Source organism: Spiroplasma endosymbiont of Ammophila pubescens (genome assembly GCF_964020965.1).
Taxonomy (GTDB): Bacteria; Bacillota_I; Bacilli_A; order Mycoplasmatales; family Mycoplasmataceae; genus Spiroplasma.
In genome coordinates this window covers 653,339-671,052 of sequence record NZ_OZ026611.1, presented here as the reverse complement: position 1 = coordinate 671,052, position 17,714 = coordinate 653,339, and the positions used below count along the sequence as shown (strand labels likewise).

Below are 17,714 nucleotides of genomic sequence, written 5' to 3'. Positions count from 1 at the left end.
AATAAAATCATCTGAAAAAATAAAAAAAATCTTAACAAGATTATTTTTTTATGTTATCATATTACTAATTAAAAGAGGTGAGCAGTAATGAATAAATTTTTAAAAAAAATAATTAAAAAAATTAAATTTTCATTAAGTTTATTTATTCCTGGCACATTTAATCCTCTACGAAGCAAATATGAAAATGAAGCCGAATTTGATTATGCATATATTTTAAGCAATTCAATTCATCAACAAAATGTTATTGATAAAACTAAAATTATATTAGAAGAAAAAGATAATAATTGTCAATATGATAAACAAATTATTAAAAAAATTAATCGTTTTAAAAAACCTAATAAAAATAATATTTTAGTAATTTTAGGTTTTGTTGTTTGGTTTTTTAAAATCAAAAATAGTACATTGCCACCACAAGATTTTAAAAAGACAATACAAGCAAAATAAATTAACGACCTAAAATAATAAAATAATTTTTTCAAGTAAAAAACCTTTCAAATTTTAAATAATAGTTAAAAATCTAGATTTTAACCCTTGTCTAGATTTTTTTATTTTATTAAAATAAATAAAAAATGTTATTAAATAACATTTTTAAAATCACGGCTCAAATGGTACATCAAAGCCAAATCAACTATTAATTAAGTCATGAACTGCTTCTATATTAAAATACAACATTACAATTGTTATAACTGCTAAAACTAAAAGTACTAGCACAACAATTAAAACTATTGCTCAAACTGGTAATTTTCGCTTGCTTGTTTCTTCATCATATTGAAATGGCATTTTTGTTGCATCAATTTTATCCAAAACATTGCTATTATTAAAATCATCTGATGGAGCAAAATCAGGTGATGAACTAAAGCTTGGTGCTGCATTAAAATCTGGTGTTGGTCCAAAATTTGAATTTCCTTGGCCAAAATCATTTTGACCAGAAAAATTAGTACTACCAAAGTCATTTGTTTGATTAAAATCATGGTTTGCCCCAAAAGGAGTTCCCTCATTAAACGTATCATCAAAATTATCATCAAAATCGTTATTGATTCCCTGTTGTTGTTTCATCAAATCTGAATTCATAATTGCGTAATGACGACCTGAATCTTGCGAATACTGTCTTTTATTAAAATTAGAATCTTGACCAGCAAATTGTTGTTCTACTTCTGGTCCTGCCATTGGAGGATAAGTTAACATTCCGGGATATTGTGACATTTGCGGATAACTCATCATCATTGGAAATTGTGGCATCATTGGATAAGGGAACATTTGCGGATAACCCATCATCGGATTATATGCCCCTATTCCCATCGCATTCATTGGATTAGGCATAATAGGCATAACAAATGGTTGATAAATAATTGGTTGATAAATTGGTTTATTATGTTGCGGTTTAACTTCTGTTCTATTAATTCCCAAAGCTTTTGAAATGTAAGAAGAATTAAAAGGTGGATTAATTTTTGTTTTAAAATCGTTTGGATTACCAGGAACTCTAATTGGTTTTGTTAGTGGTGTTACTGGTGCATTTTGGTTTAATAAATTATCATTGCCAAAACTATTGTTATTTTCAAACGAATTAAAATGATTTTCATTTCCACCACTAAATTTTGGATCATTATTATTCATGTTATACCCCTCCATATCAATATACCCACTTTTCTTATAGATAAATTATATCACATATTTAAGTAAAATTAAAATAAACTATTGTCATAATTATTAGAAAGGTATATAATTACCTACCATTTTATTTAAGTTTAATACCTTGTTTGTTGTTTTTTACTTTGCAAATATTCTTGATCTTTTTCATCAACTTCATTAAAAATATGATAACGATGTTTGTATCAAAATAAATATAAAATAATACCTACAATGATAGCTGAAATTAAATCATTTAACCCTAATAATATAAAATAATAAATATTACTTTGGTCTGTGCCATCCGATAATCCATGTGCTAAGAAATATCCACATAACATTAAAATTGGTAACACAATAAAAGCACGAAATTAAGAGCATAATGCTGCTTTTCGTGCGTTATTCATCCCTTGAAATAACGAAACACCTAAAAATGAAATAGCAGCACAAGGATAACTCATTAACATTAAAACTGCTATTCACCGATATTCATCAACTAAATCAGCAGGAAAAGCAAAAGCCATTAACAATTGTGGCCCAAGAGCAATAAATAATAATAAAGTAAAAAGTAATCAACCACTAATAATTACTAATCCATATCAACAAGTTTGATACATTCGTAAATATTTTTTTGCTCCATAATTATACCCAATAATTGTTTTCATCCCTTGTGCAATCCCTAATGCAATTGCAGTAAAAAAAGCAATTCAAGGACTTATCGCACTATTAAATAATTGGAAGGATGCTAAACCATATTGCTGGCGTTGAATAAATTGTCCTGGTAATGATGAAATAATTGTTGATGATAAAATTGAAACTAAAACAGCACCTAAATTATTAACAAAAGATGAAAAACCTAATCGAAAAATTTCTTTAATTGTTGTTTTATGTAAATAAAAAAGATCACGCCAATGAAATCGTAAATAAGAATTTTTATTATAATAAATACAAATTAATGAAACAATAATAATAAAAATTCATGAAATAATTGTTCCTAACATTGTACCTTTTAACAACATTCGACCATATTTTACAAAAACAATTGAAAATAAGACATTAATTGCAATTGCTCCAATTGTAATGTAAATTGCAACATGACTTTTTCCATCTGTTCGTAATAATGTTAGTAATAAATAACTAACAAACATTAAATGACTAGCAAGTAACATTAAAAAAAACATAATGCCAAGTTAAATCTTGTACGATTCAGGTTCCTTTTTTACTTAATTGAATTAAAATCATAATATTATCTCATTGTGGAAAAACTAAACAAAAAACAAAAAAAGCTGCAACAAATGAAAATAAAACGGTAATTGTTAAAGCATTTCCTGCTAAAGATTGTGTTTGTTGTTTATTACTTTCCCTAGATTTAATTGCAAATGTAACTGATGTTCCAATCGTAAATAAAATTGCAAAAGCAAATAATAAGTTATAAATTTGCATTGAAAAATGGGTTGACAAATTAACAAAAATTTTTGCTGATTCATATGTTCATAATTTACCATTAATTGTAATATGTTCTTTATATCAATCCAAATATGGCTGATGATGAAAAACATTTGGTGTTACAAATGTTAAAGCAATAAATTTATCGAAGATTGGATATAATGTTGTCATTGCCATCACAAAGACAGTTGGTAAAGAAAAAATAAAAATTGTTTTTCATAAATTGTCATAACGTAACTTAATCTCGTTTTTTGAAAAAACGGTTTTGTTCATTATCTTCGTTTCCCTTTACAATACTATATATTTATTATTTTATCATATTTTTAATTAAATTGCCAGATTTAAAAAGGGGCATATTTTAGTTAAAAGGGATTTATTTATTTTATCCTAACATTGTCTCTTTATTTTTGTTAAGCAATATTAAATACATTATAAGATTAACAATAAATGACCCTAATAAAGAAAAACTATAAATTAAAATAATTAATTTTATGTTTAGGAATAAAATATTAACTGCAATTAATATAAATGGAATTAAATAAACTGTAAAATTTATTACACATGATTTTATTAATAAGAATTTTAATTTGCCAATTCCAATAAAAACTGCATCAAGCAAAGTCGCTCAAGTATAAAAAAGATAAAATCAAATAACAATTCTCATAATTTGCATTGATTCAGTCATTTTTGTTTGATCATTATCAGTTAAAAATCTAGAAAAAGGAATTCATAGTCCATAAAATATGCTTGCTGAAACAACAAATAAAAGAAATGAAAGCTTAAAATATTTAATAAATTTTTTATTAAGTTCTTTACTATTTATGCCCTCATCTACATTAATGGCAACTATAGCTTTAAATACTTCAACTAAAGCAATTATTGGTAATAAAATTCAATTTCAAATTAATTGATTAGCTAATCAATATGAACCAGATGCAGTTAATGAATTTAATGTTTTTGCAATTACCAATAAATAGAAAAAGTTATTAATTGCCGATGATAAAAAAGTAAAAATAAAATTAAGAAAAAAAACTTTATTAAATTCTAATTTTGTTAATCGAAAAGTTTTAATATTTCAAAAAATTTTAAAACTAAAAAAATTTGCAATAATTAATAAAGAAAAAAGAAATAAAAATATATTAGTTAAAATACTACTTAATCCCAAACCAATATATGTATTTGCAAAAACATTTTCATTTGCTAACGTAAAATCTAAAATAATATAAATCATTGTTTTACCTAATAATAGAAAAAAGAACAACTTACTTTTACCAACATTTAATAAAAAAACATTAGAAATTAATAACAAAACTTCTGGAATTTTTGAAAATAATTGGCAAATTAAAAAATATTATTTGATCATTATAATTATAACCATCAATAACTTTAATTAGATTATCAATAAAAAAAATAAAAAAGAAAAATAATTCCTAAGTAAATTAAAAAAAACAAATAAATAAATTTGACGAATTTTATTTAAGTCATCAATTTTATTATTTTTAATTTTTCCAATAAAAAAGAATAATATAAAAACAAAAGCTTCTTGAAGAATTTCAAGCATAATATTAAGATATTCTCATTGAGCATAAGTATTTAATGAAACATCCATATATTTTGTAATAATTATTGTGCGAACTAAAATTCATATTGATGGAATTAAAGAATATAAGAAAAAACTTAAATATAAATTAGTCTCATTTTTATTTAATTGGCATCGTGTAAGTGAAGTGCAACAAATCAACTCAGAAAGGAGTTGATTTGTTGCACTTCACTTACACGATGCCCCTGTTTCTGGATTAATTTTATAATATTTTTTTCTTTTAAAAGTTATTTTCCCATTTAAAATAGTTAATGTTCTTGGTTTTATTTCTTTTACTTTATAATCTTTAAATTCTTTTAAAGTTTCATCAATTTTATAATTTTTAAAAATTCATTCATCACAATCTTCTAAATTTTGTTGAATAATTTCAATACTTTGTATATATAACAAATTATTAAAATTCTTAAAAAGTTGTTATCAATATTTATCATTTTTTTACCCTCTTTTCTTAGTTCTACACATTAACACAAAAATAATAAAAATGCAAAAAAAAAGATATTATTTTTTATTTATTGTGTTATAATTTAATTGTTAATTATTAGCAAATTAATTTAACTGAAAAAAGTAAAGTAATTTACTTTTTTTATTTTGATGTAAAATATAGATAATAAAAAAAGAACCGTGTCAAGTTCTTCTGTACATGTTTTTCTCTACTTATATTTAACCATATAAAGAAGTAAAAAATGAAAGAATTTAATCCAAAAACAGCAAGTTTACGAACATTCTATCGTAAAATAGATGAATTTTGGCAAAATAAATCACCTAATAAACCATATACTTTGAACGATTTAACCAATGAATTCAATCTTTCTCACAAGTGAAGATATGATACTTATGCGAGCGAGAAGATAGTTCCTTTACTTGAAAAACAAGTTGATAGAATTGAAAGTGAAATAATTAATTTTATGATGAAATCACCTGATGGTGCTAAATTATATTGACAACGAGCATTTAATTATAAATATTCACTACAAGAAAAAGAACTTGAAAAAGAATTAAACTTAAATAATCAACAACCAATAATTGTTAATTTACAAACAGAGATTAGAGATATTAAAAAAGAAAGTGATAATAATGCTTAATCATTTTACTTATTTGTTAGAAACACCTTATTGGTTATTACAAAATAGTACTATTGTTAATAAATATACATTTGCTAAAAAGTTTTAGTTAGTTAATGAAATTAATCAAATTGGAACACGATATAGTGGTAAAACTATATCAAATATTAAAATGTTTGGTGAATTATTAAAAATTAGTTTATTAATTAAAGAACCAATTTGTATCATTGCTAGTATGTATTGGAGTAAAGATTTAAAAGATAGTGTATTTCAAAATATATGAAATATGTTAGATGAAAATCATATTCCTTATACTATTAATTTATCAAATTTTACTTTTACTTTATCAAATGGTAGCAAAATATATTGTAAAGGTTTAAATTCACCTAGCAGAAAAGAAAAATTAAAAGCTTTTGCTGATTTAAATAAATATAAATTAGTAATTGATTGAAGAGAAGAATGTAATCAATTTCAACAAAAAGATTTAAGTGATTTAGAATTTGCTATTCGTGGTTATCAAAATAAAATAACAATTAATACATGTAACCCTGAAAGTTTAAAAAGATATATTGTTGGTTATTGTAATGAATTATTACCTTTTAATGAAGAAATAATGCGTAGTAAATTAACAGTAAATATAATTAATTATGCACTTATCTTAAATTTAAAGGAGCAAAATAACCATGAATAATACCTATCCATCTTTACCAAACTTAAATGATATTAATAGTGTTTTAAAATTTTATAATTATGATTGAACTATTAATTTAGCAAATATTATTGCCCGCCATCAAATGCGATTAATAAATGGTAAAGATATTTTATTTAAGTCGCATCGTAAAGACATTTTAGAAAAATTAAATTGATGATATGAAACTTATAAAATAAAAGAAAAATTAGATAAAAATGAATTAACAGCAAGTTTAATGGATAAAACTATTTTTGGTTTATTAGAAACATCAGACGGTAATATTGATTTATGAATTAACCCATTTAACTTTACATCACGCTTAAGTAAAATAAATGAAATTGAACAAGGTGCTGATATTTGATTAAATTATCATCAATCAGATAGTGGTTTTATTTTAAATTTAATTTGTACCAAAGATAAAATAATTATTAAAGGTTGACCCAAAAATAATGAAGTAGTTGTTGGTCAAAGTAAAACACAAATTAAAGATGATGTTAGACCTGTTTTAGTTCAAGAATTTAAAAATAAATTAGGTATAGTACCTTTTTGAGAAATGATAAATGAACCTAAGCCTTTATTTTTATCAACATCAACAACTTTAAATCCATGACCTACAATGGCAAATTGTTATAAATTACAATTTGATTTAGAAGATAGTTTTAATATTAAATCAAAAGAAAGATGAACAAATCGTACTCATTGATATAGGGTATTAGATGATGATTTAATGACTGCCTATAACAAAGGTAATAAAAAAGTATTACAAGATGCTTTTGATGATATTTTTATTCAATCAGGTCAATCAGCCGTTGATGGTCAATTATCTCAATCTTTACAAGTAGTACAAGGTACACCAACCTTAGAAACATATACCGAAGATCAAAAATCAATTATTGAACAAGTATACTTAGCATGTCATTTTTCTGGTCCTTTTGGTGATAAATCAGATAATGACCAAAATAAAACACAATCATTATTAACTAAAACAAAAGATTTAGAAAAACAAGCATATTTACAAGAATATCGTAAACAATATTATACTAAGATGTTTGATACAGTTTTAAAATATTATGGTTTATGAGATGGTACTGGTGAACGACCTTATGGATTTGATTTTGTTAGCGCTAGTTTAGTTGACCAAATGCGACAAAATGAATTAATTACTGCTAGATTAAATAATGGCACAATGAAGCCAATAAGAGCAATAACTGAATATAATAATATTGATGAATTAGAAGCAACCAAATATTTTGAAAAAGTAGAAAAATGACAAGATAAAATGCAAGCCAAAGAAATTGAACATAATAATAAATTACTAGAATATAATGAAACTGGTAATAATCAAAATGCCTTACAAGGTAGAACAAAAATTAAGGAGAATTAACAAATGCAAAAAATTAATCCAGCAGCTATGTAATGATTAAGAACAGGAGCAGGTGCTACTGCAATAGATATAAGAGAAAGTATAAAAGAACATAGACATTGAATGGTATTTCCTTTTAATGTTTATAGTTCATATATTCCTGATACTAAAACAGGTTGAAAACCTAATAATGCTAAACCAAGTGATTATGGTAGTTATTCAAGAATATTTGATAATATGGAAAGTACGATTGCTCAATGACAAGATAGTTTAAAAATAGTCCAAAAATATAAAGGTGAAGAAATTAATATATTAACAATTGATGATTTTAAAAATCAACCAATTAATTCAACAATATAAGCCAATAATGAAACACCTTTTGTGATAAAATTAAAAGATGAAAATAATAATCTTTATTGAAAATTAATTGATGGTGAAAATATTTATGATATTAATAGAATGTTAGAATACTTAAACCAATATAAATTAAGTTATTTTATTAATAATGATAATAAAGTTGATAACTTTTATACAAAAGAGGTTAAAGTTGGTAAATATTGAGATGCTTATATGGTTGATGATGTAAGTTCTATTAAATTTGGTGATGCTAAATTTGAACAAGTATTTACTCAACAATCAACAGAACGACAATATACTTTATTAATTTTAGATGAAGATATTACTAAATTAAATATTAATGATTATTATAATTTTTATACTGTATTTAATGACCGTGGTTTAAATATTGGTGGTGGTGATATTAATTCTGCACCCCAAGATAGACAATGATTATATCCATCAAATGTTATTAATTATTATTCACCTTATGATGGTAGTTTTTTATGACAAGAAATTATCTTTTCAAGTATTAATGACAAAATTAGTCATAGTGGTTTATCAGTACGACAATTTATTCAAACAAGTGCCCCAGGTGAAGGTTATTGTTTTCCTAAAATAACTTATGATGAAAAACTAAATAAAGGTATTGTTGAGGTCGTATAAATAAAATAAGGGTTTTGGAAAAAAATCGGAAATTGAATAAGAATAATAAATTAAACCATTTTAGTAAATGGTTTAATTTATTATTCTTATTCAATTTCTATGTATTTGTTAAAACCCTTTTTTACATGCGACCTAATAATCAATTAATAATTTTTTTGTTTTATTGTTTAATTTAATATATTTAAAAACTTTATTATAATTAATAATAATTTTTTGGTTAGATAAACCATTATATTTAAAATTTGTTGATAAGTTTATTAAATTTTGTACCATATTAAAACCCTTTCGTAATTTTAAATTTTTGTCTCCTAAAAAATTACATTACAATGCTAATTATTACTAAAATAATATAAATATAACACTAAGATTTATTATTTAAATCAGTTTCTGTTACTAGTGACAATACTGTTTTAATATGTTCAACTGGTTTAACTTTCCGTCATTCTTGAATAATCTTAAAATCATTATCCAGCAAAAAAGTGCTTAGTTCAATGCCAAGATAAATATTATTAAACATTTTCTTTTCTTTCAAGACACCAAACATTTCACATAATTTAGAATCAATATCACATAACATAGGGAAACTAACATTATTATCATTTTGAAACTCAGTTTGTTTTTTTAAATTATCACGACTAATACCAATAACATTATAACCAGCAGTTAAAAATTTTTGATAATAACAATTATAAGCAACTGTTTCTAAAGTACAGCCTGGTGTTGCTGCTTTCGGAAAAAAATAAAAAATATAGCCCTTTTCTTTTTGAAAATCAGTAATAAGATGTTCTTCTTCATCTGTAAACAAAAACTTTTCTTGTTTTAAATCCATTTTTAAATAACCTCCCCTAAAAATAATAATATAAAAGACAATAATAATTAATTACTGTCTTTGAAAAAGTTGGATTAAATATTTTGTTACTTCTAACTTATTTTTTAAAATATTAAATGATAATTTTAAATCTAAAAAAATTAAATATAGTGAAATTTCGGTAATATCAAACTTATATTCTAAATCATTAATTTCCTTAGCAATATTGGCAATTTGCTCACCAATAGTATCATATTCATCGAAAACAGCATTCGTTTGTAAACTTGCTCGTTCTTGTAATTCAGTAAGATCTAAATTAATTGCTTGAATTGTTGACATTAGTTCATTCAAAGTTTGTTCAATTTTTTCTTCACGCAAAGACATTTTCTCTACTTTATTTTCCATTTTTTACTTTCACCTACTTATAATTATAATATATCATAAAACTAAAAAAGATTATTTTTAATAATTAATTACTAATCCTTTAAAACGTGTCACTGAATTAATTGTTTCACGAATCCCTTGAACTCCTTGTCCAGAATCATGAATTCCTAAAAACGGGAATGAATCAGGTCCTCGTTGAGTACGACCATTAATATTAACCGTTCCTGTTTCTAATTCATTAGCAATATTAAATGCTGCATTAATATCTTTTGTAAAAATACATGCTTGCAATTTAAAATTTGATTTATTTGCTAAAGTAATCATTTCTTCAACATTCTTACAACGAATAATTGGTAAGACTGGACCAAATGGTTCTTCTCATGCTAATCGCATTTCTGAGGTAACATGGTCAATTAAAGTTGCACTAATTAAATTATCTTTTCGTTGATTACCAAGAATTAATGTTGCTTTTTTTACTAAAGCATCATCAATTAAACCTTGTACAAAATCTGCAGCTTTTAAATCAATGACAGGAATAATAACTTTATTATCTAATGGCGAACCTGCTTCTAACTTGCTAACTTCTATTTTTAATAATTTTACTAGTTCATCAGCAATTGTTTCATCTACTAATACTCGCTTAACAGCCGTACAACGTTGTCCAGAATATGCATAAGCACCAGCAACAATTTCTTTTACTGCTTTTGTTAAATCAGCATCTTTTAATACTAAAGCTGGATCTTTTCCTCCTAATTCTAATACTAAGTCTTTTCCATGTCCTAATTTGCGAATATGATTGCCAACAACAACTGACCCAGTAAATGAAATAACATCAATTTCAGGATTTAAAACTAATAAATCTCCAATATCACGTCCACGACCAGTTACAACATTAAAAACACCTTTCGGAAAACCAACTTCAAAAGTTAATTTTGCCATATATAACCCAGTTAAACTGCCATTTGTTGCCGGTTTAAAAACAACAGTATTACCAACAACTAAACTTGGTACAATTTTTGCAATACTTAAATTAACAGGATAATTAAATGGTGAAATTGCCAAAATAACACCTTTTGGAACACGAGAAAAAATCCCTAATTTATTTTTAATATTTCAACCATCCCCAGTTAATGTTTCTGGAAAAACTCGTTTTGCTTCTTCAATTGTGTAATCAATATATTCAATACTACGTTCTACTTCAACTTGACCATCTTTTAAACTTTTTCCAATTTCATGGGCCATAATTTTCGCAAGCTCTGTCTTATGACTTTCTAATAATTTTGCTCATTTTTGCAAATAACTAATTCGTTCAAATAAAGTTAAATTTGCTCATTCTTTTTGTGACTGTCGAGCCCACTTAAACGCTTCATTTATTTCTTTTTCTTTTAGAGCTGGAACACGGCCATATGGCTTATTATTAATTGGTGAAATTATTTCTAATCAATCCCCATTATTGATTAATTCACCATTAATTAATGCATTCAATTCCAAATTCATTTTTACTGCCTCGTTTCTTTCTGCATTATTCTATTTATATTTTATGCTTTTTTAAAATTATTAAAAGATACTTTCCACATTTAAATTATTGTTTATAATAAAATGTTTTAATGTTGTTAACGCACGTTCACTATATGCTAAATATTTTTCATTTTTACTTTTAAAATGTTGTTCAAGGGGAGGGATAATGCCAAAATTTGCTTTCATTGGCTGAAAATTAGTTTTCGAAGCATTAATAATATAATTCACTAATGCGCCCATCATTGTTTCGGGTGAAAATGTTAACATTGGGTCGTTATTTAATAATCTTGCAATATTTAGGGCACTAATAATTCCTGTGGTTACTGATTCAACATATCCTTCAACACCAATAATTTGACCAGCAAAAAATATATTCTGATTTTTTTTTACTTGTAAAAATTGATTTAATAAAATTGGAGAATTAATAAAATTATTTTTATGAATAACACCATATCGTACAATCTGAGCATTTGCTAAACCTGGAATCATACTAATAAGGCGTTGCTGCTCTGGAAACTTCAAATTAGTTTGAAAACCAACTAAATTATATAATGTATCAATTGCATCATCTTGACGTAATTGCACAACAGCATATGGACGGTTACCATTTGTGGTTTCTAAACCAATTGGTTTTAATGGTCCAAACAATAATGACTTAATCCCTCTTTTTTCCATTACCTCAATTGGCATACACCCTTCAAAATAAATTTCTTTTTCAAAATCATGTAAAGCTACTGTTTCTGCTGTAATTAATGCTTTAATTCATAATTCAAATTCATCCTTGCTCATTGGACAATTAATATAATCTTTACTATTGCCTTGATCATAACGTGATTTATAATATACCTTAGTAAAATCAATACTTTCTTTTGTAATAATTGGTGCGGCTGCATCATAAAAGTAAAAATATTCTTGCCCCAATAATCCTTGAATGGTCATTTGAAATTTTGATGTTGTTAAGGGTCCAGAAGCAATCAATGTAATTGCTTTATCATCAATAGTTGTTGCCTCTTGATCAATTAAAGTGACATTTGAATTATTTGTTAACCATGTTGTAATATATTCTGAAAACTAATTCCGATCAACAGCTAATGCTCCCCAGCTGGAACACGGCTTGCATAAGCTGCTTTAATAATTAATGAATTAAATGCTAGCATTTCTTGTTTTAATAAACCAACACCATTCGTTAAACTTTCACTACGTAACGAATTTGAACAAACCAATTCTGCAAAGGAATTTTGTTTTTGCACTGGATTTTTTATTAATCGTTTACTTTCATATAAATTAACCTTAAAACCTCGTCGTGCTAATTGATACGCTGCCTCGGTTCCTGCTAATCCAGCCCCAATAATGTTAATCGTTGGAATTGCCATTTGTTATTTTTCCTTTTAATTGTTGATATTGTTCTAAATATTGGGCATATTTTTCTTGTTCAAATTTAATCTTTTCAGGATTTGCTTTTGCTAAAAAACTTGGATTATTTAAAATATTTTTGCTTCGTTCTAGTTCTTGTTCGAGACGAGTTAATTCCCCATTGATTTTTTGTTGTTCTACTGTTTCATCAACAATATCATTCAATTCAACTTCTAAAATAACATTCGTCAATGGAATTGTGGCATATTTTTGGTTTGCATCTTTTTTTTGAAGCACGCCCATCACTTTACTATTAACCATTTTTAAAATAAATTCATTAATTAATGCAATAACATTTGTGGTAATATTATTTTTACTACTTATTTGATCAAATCAAATTTCAATAATATCTTCTTTTTTAATTTGATAATTACTTCGCAATTCACGGATTGCAGCAACAATTTCCGTTACTAAATTCAAATAATCAACATTATAATTAAAATTAATTTTTGGATAAACTTCTAACATAATTGACTCTTTCAAATTTAATTTTTGATAAATTTCTTCTGTTACAAATGGAATAAATGGATGTAACATAATTAAAATTTGTTTTAAAACATAAAACAATGTTTGAATTGTTATCTTCTTGATTGTGGCATTATTACTTTGTAAATTAACTTTTGTTAATTCAATATATCATGAACAAAACTTATTTCATACAAAATCATACAAATCTTTGCCAACTAAAACAAATTCATATTTTTCCATATTCGTTTGTACTTTAGCAATTGTTTTTGTTAATTCAGTTAAAATTCATTGATCAATAGCATTTTCTTGATGGTTTAATAATAAGTTTTTAATTTCTGTTTCAAAATTAACCAATGGTTTAAAATCACTTGTTAAATTCAGTTCAACATAACGAGCAGCATTTCATAACTTATTAATAAAATTTCAAGCACTATTAACTTTTTCTAAAGAAAAACGTAAATCTTGTCCTGGTGCACTATTTGTAACTAAAAAATAACGTAATGTATCTGCACCATATTCTTTGATAACATCCATCGGATCAATCCCATTCCCTAATGACTTACTCATTTTTCGGCCTTCTTCATCACGAATTAAACCATGAATTAAAACATCATTAAATGGTTTTTCCTTTGTAAACTCTAATGAGTCAAACATCATTCTTGAAACTCAAAAGAAAATAATATCATAACCAGTCACCAAAACATTAGTTGGAAAATAGCGATGAAATAATGTTTTATCTCAATTTCATCCTAAAGTTGTCATTGGTCATAATGCTGATGAAAATCAAGTATCTAAAACATCTCCATCTTGAATTCAATTTTTACTATTATCTGGTGGAGTTAAACCAACATGAATTTTTGTTGAATCATCTTTATGATATCATGCTGGAATTTGATGTCCTCATCATAGTTGCCGTGAAATACATCAATCTTGAACATTTTTCATTCAATTAATTAATGTTGTATTAAATCGAGATGGATAAAATTGAATTTTATTTGGTGATGATTGAAATTTAATAATTTTTTCAGCAAAATATTCCATTTTAACAAATCATTGGTCTGATAAATATGGTTCAACAATAGCACCACTTCGTTCTGAAAAACCAACTTGATGAGAATGATCTTTAATTTCAACAATTAACTTTTGGTGATCTAAATCATGAACTAAATTTTGACGGGCAGTAAAACGATCTTGGTGATGATATTTTCCAGCCAATTCGTTCATTATCCCATCTAAATTCATACAAATTGGCATTGCTAAATGATGACGCAAAGCAATTTCAAAATCATTAGCATCATGTGCTGGTGTACATTTCATTGCTCCCGTTCCAAAATCTTGGTCAACATAATTATCACAAATAATAGGAAGCAATTCACCATTTGCTGGATTTATCACTTTTTTATTTCAATATTTGCGATAACGATTATCATTTGGGTTAACAACAACACATTGATCAGCAAACATTGTTTCTGGGCGTGTTGTTGCAATTGTCAAAAACTCACTTGTACTATTTTCTAAAAAATATTTAAAATAATACATTTTGCCTTGTTGCTCTTGATAAATAACTTCAATATTTGATAAAGCGGTTTTTTGTACAGGGTCTCAAGAAATAATTCGTTTACCACGATAAATTAATCCTTTTTGGTATAAATCAATAAAAACTTTTTGTACTGCTGATGTTAAATTATTATTTAATGTAAATTGCTCACGTGAATAATCTAATGCTAATCCTAATTTAGCTCATTGCTCACGAATAATTTCAGCATATTCTTCCTTTCATGCTCAAACTTGTTCAATAAACTTTTCTCGTCCTAAATCATGTCGTAAAATATTTTTTGTTATACGTAAACGTTCTTCTACTTTTGCCTGTGTAGCAATTCCCGCATGGTCCATTCCTGGTAAATATAAAGTATCAAATCCTAGTAATTTTTTATAGCGAATAATCAAGTCTTGCAATGTTGTATCTCAGGCATGACCTAAATGTAATTTCCCAGTCACATTTGGGGGTGGAATAACAATACTAAACTTTGACTGTTTACTTGTAACATCTGCAGTAAAATAACATTTTTTCTTTCAAAATTGATATTTTCCTGTTTCGACCAAGGCATGATCATATTTCTTTGTTAATTCTTTTCCCATTTTTGTTTCCTTTCTAAATAAAAACTCCTATTATTTAAATAAAATAATAGGAGCAATTATTTTCTAAATAATTACGGTACCATCCTTTTTTAATAAGTATCACTTATTACCTTAATTAAAATATCAAGTTAAAATATTTAGCAACCTTCATTAAAACAATAGACTAATTTCACACCATCAATTAACTCTCTGAACTATTTTTTTTAATTACTCCTCTAATATTTATGGTTTTATTATAATTCTTTTTCAATTAATTGCAACCTTTTTTTGTTCCTCCAAGAATATTATTCTAAAATAAAAATAAAAGTTATAATTAACTTTTATTTTTATTTTTTTCTAATTTTGTGTCTTCTGCCCTTTTAATATTATTGTTTCAATCTTTATACATAAAAAAGACAAATCCGCCAAATAAAACAAGAAACAACACAATAATAATCGTCAATGTAATAATTAATCAAGTTGCCATCATTTAGTTCTCCAATCCTTCTTGTCACATTCCAACTGGTACTGGTTTAATTTGATATTTTTTTAACACAGTAACCGATAAAATACTACATATTAACGGCATAATAATTCCTAATAATACTGCTAATACTGATAATCATCAAGGTTTTGATAACCCTGAATTAATAAAGACATAAAACATAAAAACACTATTAACTGCTAACAACAATGGTGTTAAATACGAAATAGCAAATTTATATGTTTTACCAATTTTAATTCACGAATGTGCATTATTGTAGGCAATCATTATTGGTAATTTTTTGTAAATATGAATAAATAAAATAATTTCAACTAAAGCCATCACTAACATATTAACACTACCAGATAAAGCTTGGAACGAATAAAGTAATTGGTTAGTATCTTTAAACATTAAGACTAAACCAATGACAGCCATTAAAATCATTAAAATAATAATAACTTGTTTTCCCTTTACCTTGTAATTTGAAAAAATTCCATTTATGACAACTTCAATCATTGCGATAATACTACTTAATCCAGCAAATAATAATGCTGTAAAAAATAAAATGCCTAAAAAGTTTCCAAAACCAACAAAGGTTTGTTTATTAATAACATTAAAAGTTTGTGGAAAAACATTAAAGATAAAACTAGCACCATCATTCTTTGGAAACGCTTCATCAATTGCTTTGGTATAATCATCAATCGTAATTAATCCAGGATTTTGTTCATGAACTAAAATGCCTGCTGAACCAAAAACCATAATTAATGTTAAAAGTGAAATTGCTAAAACACCAAATGATAAAATATATGCTTTATTTGTATTATCCTGTGTTTTTGGTGCTGCACCAGCAAATAACATCATAAATCCTGAACCAACACAAACCGTAAACACACCTAATCCAAAGGCATCACTTCATACTTGCAAGTTACCAAAGGAACTTAAGGTTCTTTGCGTTGGCATTAAAACTGTTCCTAGTCCTTCTAATGCTCCTGGAATTGTTAAAACGTAAATTGCTAAAACTAATAAAATAACAAATAAAACTGGAATAAAAATAACATTTGCTTTTTCAATTCCTTTTGCTCGAAACATCACAATTGTCCCAGCAATAATAACAATTGCAATAAAGGCTAAGTATGCTAATCATTGAAAATTAGCATTACCGGCTACACCAATTCCACCAGGATTTAAAATATTATTATCAAACCATAATGGTGTGTTAATTGACGATGTAAAATTTAATATTAATGAAATTAAAACATAACCAATTAATACGGTATAGTAATTAGCGACAATAAACATAAAGGCTGATTCAAATCAACCGATAAACCCACTTGCTTTTGGATTTTCTTTATCAAAAATATTAATTAACGATTTACGTCGCATATTACCAATGTTGAATTCTAAAATTAATAACGGAATGCCACAAGTAATAATTGCTAAAATATATAAAACAAAAAATGCTAAACCTCCATTTTGCTTTAATAAGGTGGGGAACCCCCATACATTACCAAGTCCAATTGCTGCCCCTAATGTAGAAACAATAAAACCAAACTTGCTAATATGCTTCTTTTTTTTCATTTTTTAATTCCTTTCTTTTAAAAATAAAAAACAATTACTAATAAATTATTAATAATTGTCGTTAACGAATAATATTTCTTTTGATTAATAAAAAAATATCGCTGCATTTCTTTCTCAAATTTTTCTTATTATTATAATTCTGTCTCTAAAAAAT

At 25.6% G+C, this 17,714-nt stretch carries 16 protein-coding genes and 2 pseudogenes; 6 read left to right on the top strand and 12 right to left on the bottom strand.

Annotation, left to right across the window (positions count from 1 at the left end):
- Nucleotides 1–87 precede the first annotated feature (87 nt).
- Nucleotides 88–444 carry a hypothetical protein gene (locus tag ABNT63_RS04200; protein ID WP_348736711.1) on the top strand — a complete coding sequence of 119 codons (357 nt, stop codon included), beginning with the start codon at nt 88–90 and terminating at the stop codon, nt 442–444.
- A 144-nt stretch (nt 445–588) separates the two neighbouring features.
- Here the strand turns inward: ABNT63_RS04200 and ABNT63_RS04195 are convergent, their stop codons facing one another.
- The 4 genes and pseudogenes from ABNT63_RS04195 to ABNT63_RS04170 all read right to left on the bottom strand — a co-directional run bounded on the left by ABNT63_RS04195 (nt 589) and on the right by ABNT63_RS04170 (nt 5,062).
- A complete protein-coding gene (locus tag ABNT63_RS04195; protein WP_348736709.1) occupies nt 589–1,614 on the bottom strand; it encodes a hypothetical protein in 1,026 nt (341 codons plus the stop codon).
- Nucleotides 1,615–1,745: 131 nt separating this feature from the next.
- Nucleotides 1,746–3,345, bottom strand: a pseudogene (locus tag ABNT63_RS11365) (MATE family efflux transporter).
- Between the two features lie 109 nt (nt 3,346–3,454).
- Nucleotides 3,455–4,303 (bottom strand): hypothetical protein, encoded by an 849-nt coding sequence (locus ABNT63_RS04175; protein WP_348736701.1) that lies wholly within the window; start codon nt 4,301–4,303, stop codon nt 3,455–3,457.
- 159 nt (nt 4,304–4,462) lie between these two features.
- Nucleotides 4,463–5,062: a hypothetical protein gene (locus tag ABNT63_RS04170; RefSeq protein WP_348736699.1), complete on the bottom strand. Its 600-nt coding sequence runs from the start codon at nt 5,060–5,062 to the stop codon at nt 4,463–4,465.
- Nucleotides 5,063–5,355: 293 nt separating this feature from the next.
- Between ABNT63_RS04170 and ABNT63_RS04165 the strand changes: the two genes are divergently transcribed.
- The 5 genes from ABNT63_RS04165 to ABNT63_RS04145 all read left to right on the top strand — a co-directional run bounded on the left by ABNT63_RS04165 (nt 5,356) and on the right by ABNT63_RS04145 (nt 8,789).
- Entirely contained in the window at nt 5,356–5,754 is a 399-nt protein-coding gene (locus tag ABNT63_RS04165) for a hypothetical protein (protein WP_348734840.1), read from the top strand.
- A 151-nt stretch (nt 5,755–5,905) separates the two neighbouring features.
- On the top strand, nt 5,906–6,424 hold the full coding sequence (locus ABNT63_RS04160; protein ID WP_348736697.1) for a phage terminase large subunit: 519 nt from the start codon (nt 5,906–5,908) through the stop codon (nt 6,422–6,424).
- Nucleotides 6,417–7,808, top strand: a complete 1,392-nt coding sequence (locus ABNT63_RS04155; protein ID WP_348736695.1) for a hypothetical protein — start codon at nt 6,417–6,419, stop codon at nt 7,806–7,808. Before ABNT63_RS04160 ends, ABNT63_RS04155 begins: the two co-directional genes overlap by 8 nt.
- Before the next feature lie 102 nt (nt 7,809–7,910).
- Nucleotides 7,911–8,147: a hypothetical protein gene (locus ABNT63_RS04150; RefSeq protein ID WP_348736693.1), complete on the top strand. Its 237-nt coding sequence runs from the start codon at nt 7,911–7,913 to the stop codon at nt 8,145–8,147.
- A 21-nt stretch (nt 8,148–8,168) separates the two neighbouring features.
- Nucleotides 8,169–8,789: a hypothetical protein gene (locus ABNT63_RS04145; RefSeq protein ID WP_348736692.1), complete on the top strand. Its 621-nt coding sequence runs from the start codon at nt 8,169–8,171 to the stop codon at nt 8,787–8,789.
- 132 nt (nt 8,790–8,921) lie between these two features.
- On the opposite strand, the gene ABNT63_RS04140 is transcribed toward ABNT63_RS04145, so the two are convergent.
- The 8 genes and pseudogenes from ABNT63_RS04140 to ABNT63_RS04105 form a co-directional block, all read right to left on the bottom strand.
- A complete protein-coding gene (locus tag ABNT63_RS04140) occupies nt 8,922–9,062 on the bottom strand; it encodes a hypothetical protein (protein ID WP_348736690.1) in 141 nt (46 codons plus the stop codon).
- An 88-nt stretch (nt 9,063–9,150) separates the two neighbouring features.
- Nucleotides 9,151–9,618, bottom strand: a complete 468-nt coding sequence (locus ABNT63_RS04135; protein ID WP_348736688.1) for a peroxiredoxin — start codon at nt 9,616–9,618, stop codon at nt 9,151–9,153.
- Between the two features lie 51 nt (nt 9,619–9,669).
- Entirely contained in the window at nt 9,670–10,002 is a 333-nt protein-coding gene (locus ABNT63_RS04130) for a hypothetical protein (protein WP_348736686.1), read from the bottom strand.
- A 57-nt stretch (nt 10,003–10,059) separates the two neighbouring features.
- The gene (locus ABNT63_RS04125) at nt 10,060–11,478 is read right to left on the bottom strand and encodes an NADP-dependent glyceraldehyde-3-phosphate dehydrogenase (RefSeq protein ID WP_348736684.1); all 1,419 of its coding nucleotides are present in this window, start codon (nt 11,476–11,478) and stop codon (nt 10,060–10,062) included.
- Nucleotides 11,479–11,538: 60 nt separating this feature from the next.
- Nucleotides 11,539–12,872: pseudogene (gene trmFO / locus ABNT63_RS04120) on the bottom strand (methylenetetrahydrofolate--tRNA-(uracil(54)-C(5))-methyltransferase (FADH(2)-oxidizing) TrmFO).
- Nucleotides 12,853–15,519, bottom strand: coding sequence for a valine--tRNA ligase (locus ABNT63_RS04115; protein WP_348736682.1), 2,667 nt, complete (start codon nt 15,517–15,519; stop codon nt 12,853–12,855). Before ABNT63_RS04115 ends, trmFO begins: the two are co-directional and overlap by 20 nt.
- A gap of 313 nt (nt 15,520–15,832) precedes the next feature.
- A complete protein-coding gene (locus ABNT63_RS04110) occupies nt 15,833–15,985 on the bottom strand; it encodes a hypothetical protein (protein ID WP_348736681.1) in 153 nt (50 codons plus the stop codon).
- Between the two features lie 3 nt (nt 15,986–15,988).
- Nucleotides 15,989–17,560, bottom strand: coding sequence for a sodium-dependent transporter (locus ABNT63_RS04105; protein WP_348736679.1), 1,572 nt, complete (start codon nt 17,558–17,560; stop codon nt 15,989–15,991).
- Between the last annotated feature and the right edge of the window lie 154 nt (nt 17,561–17,714).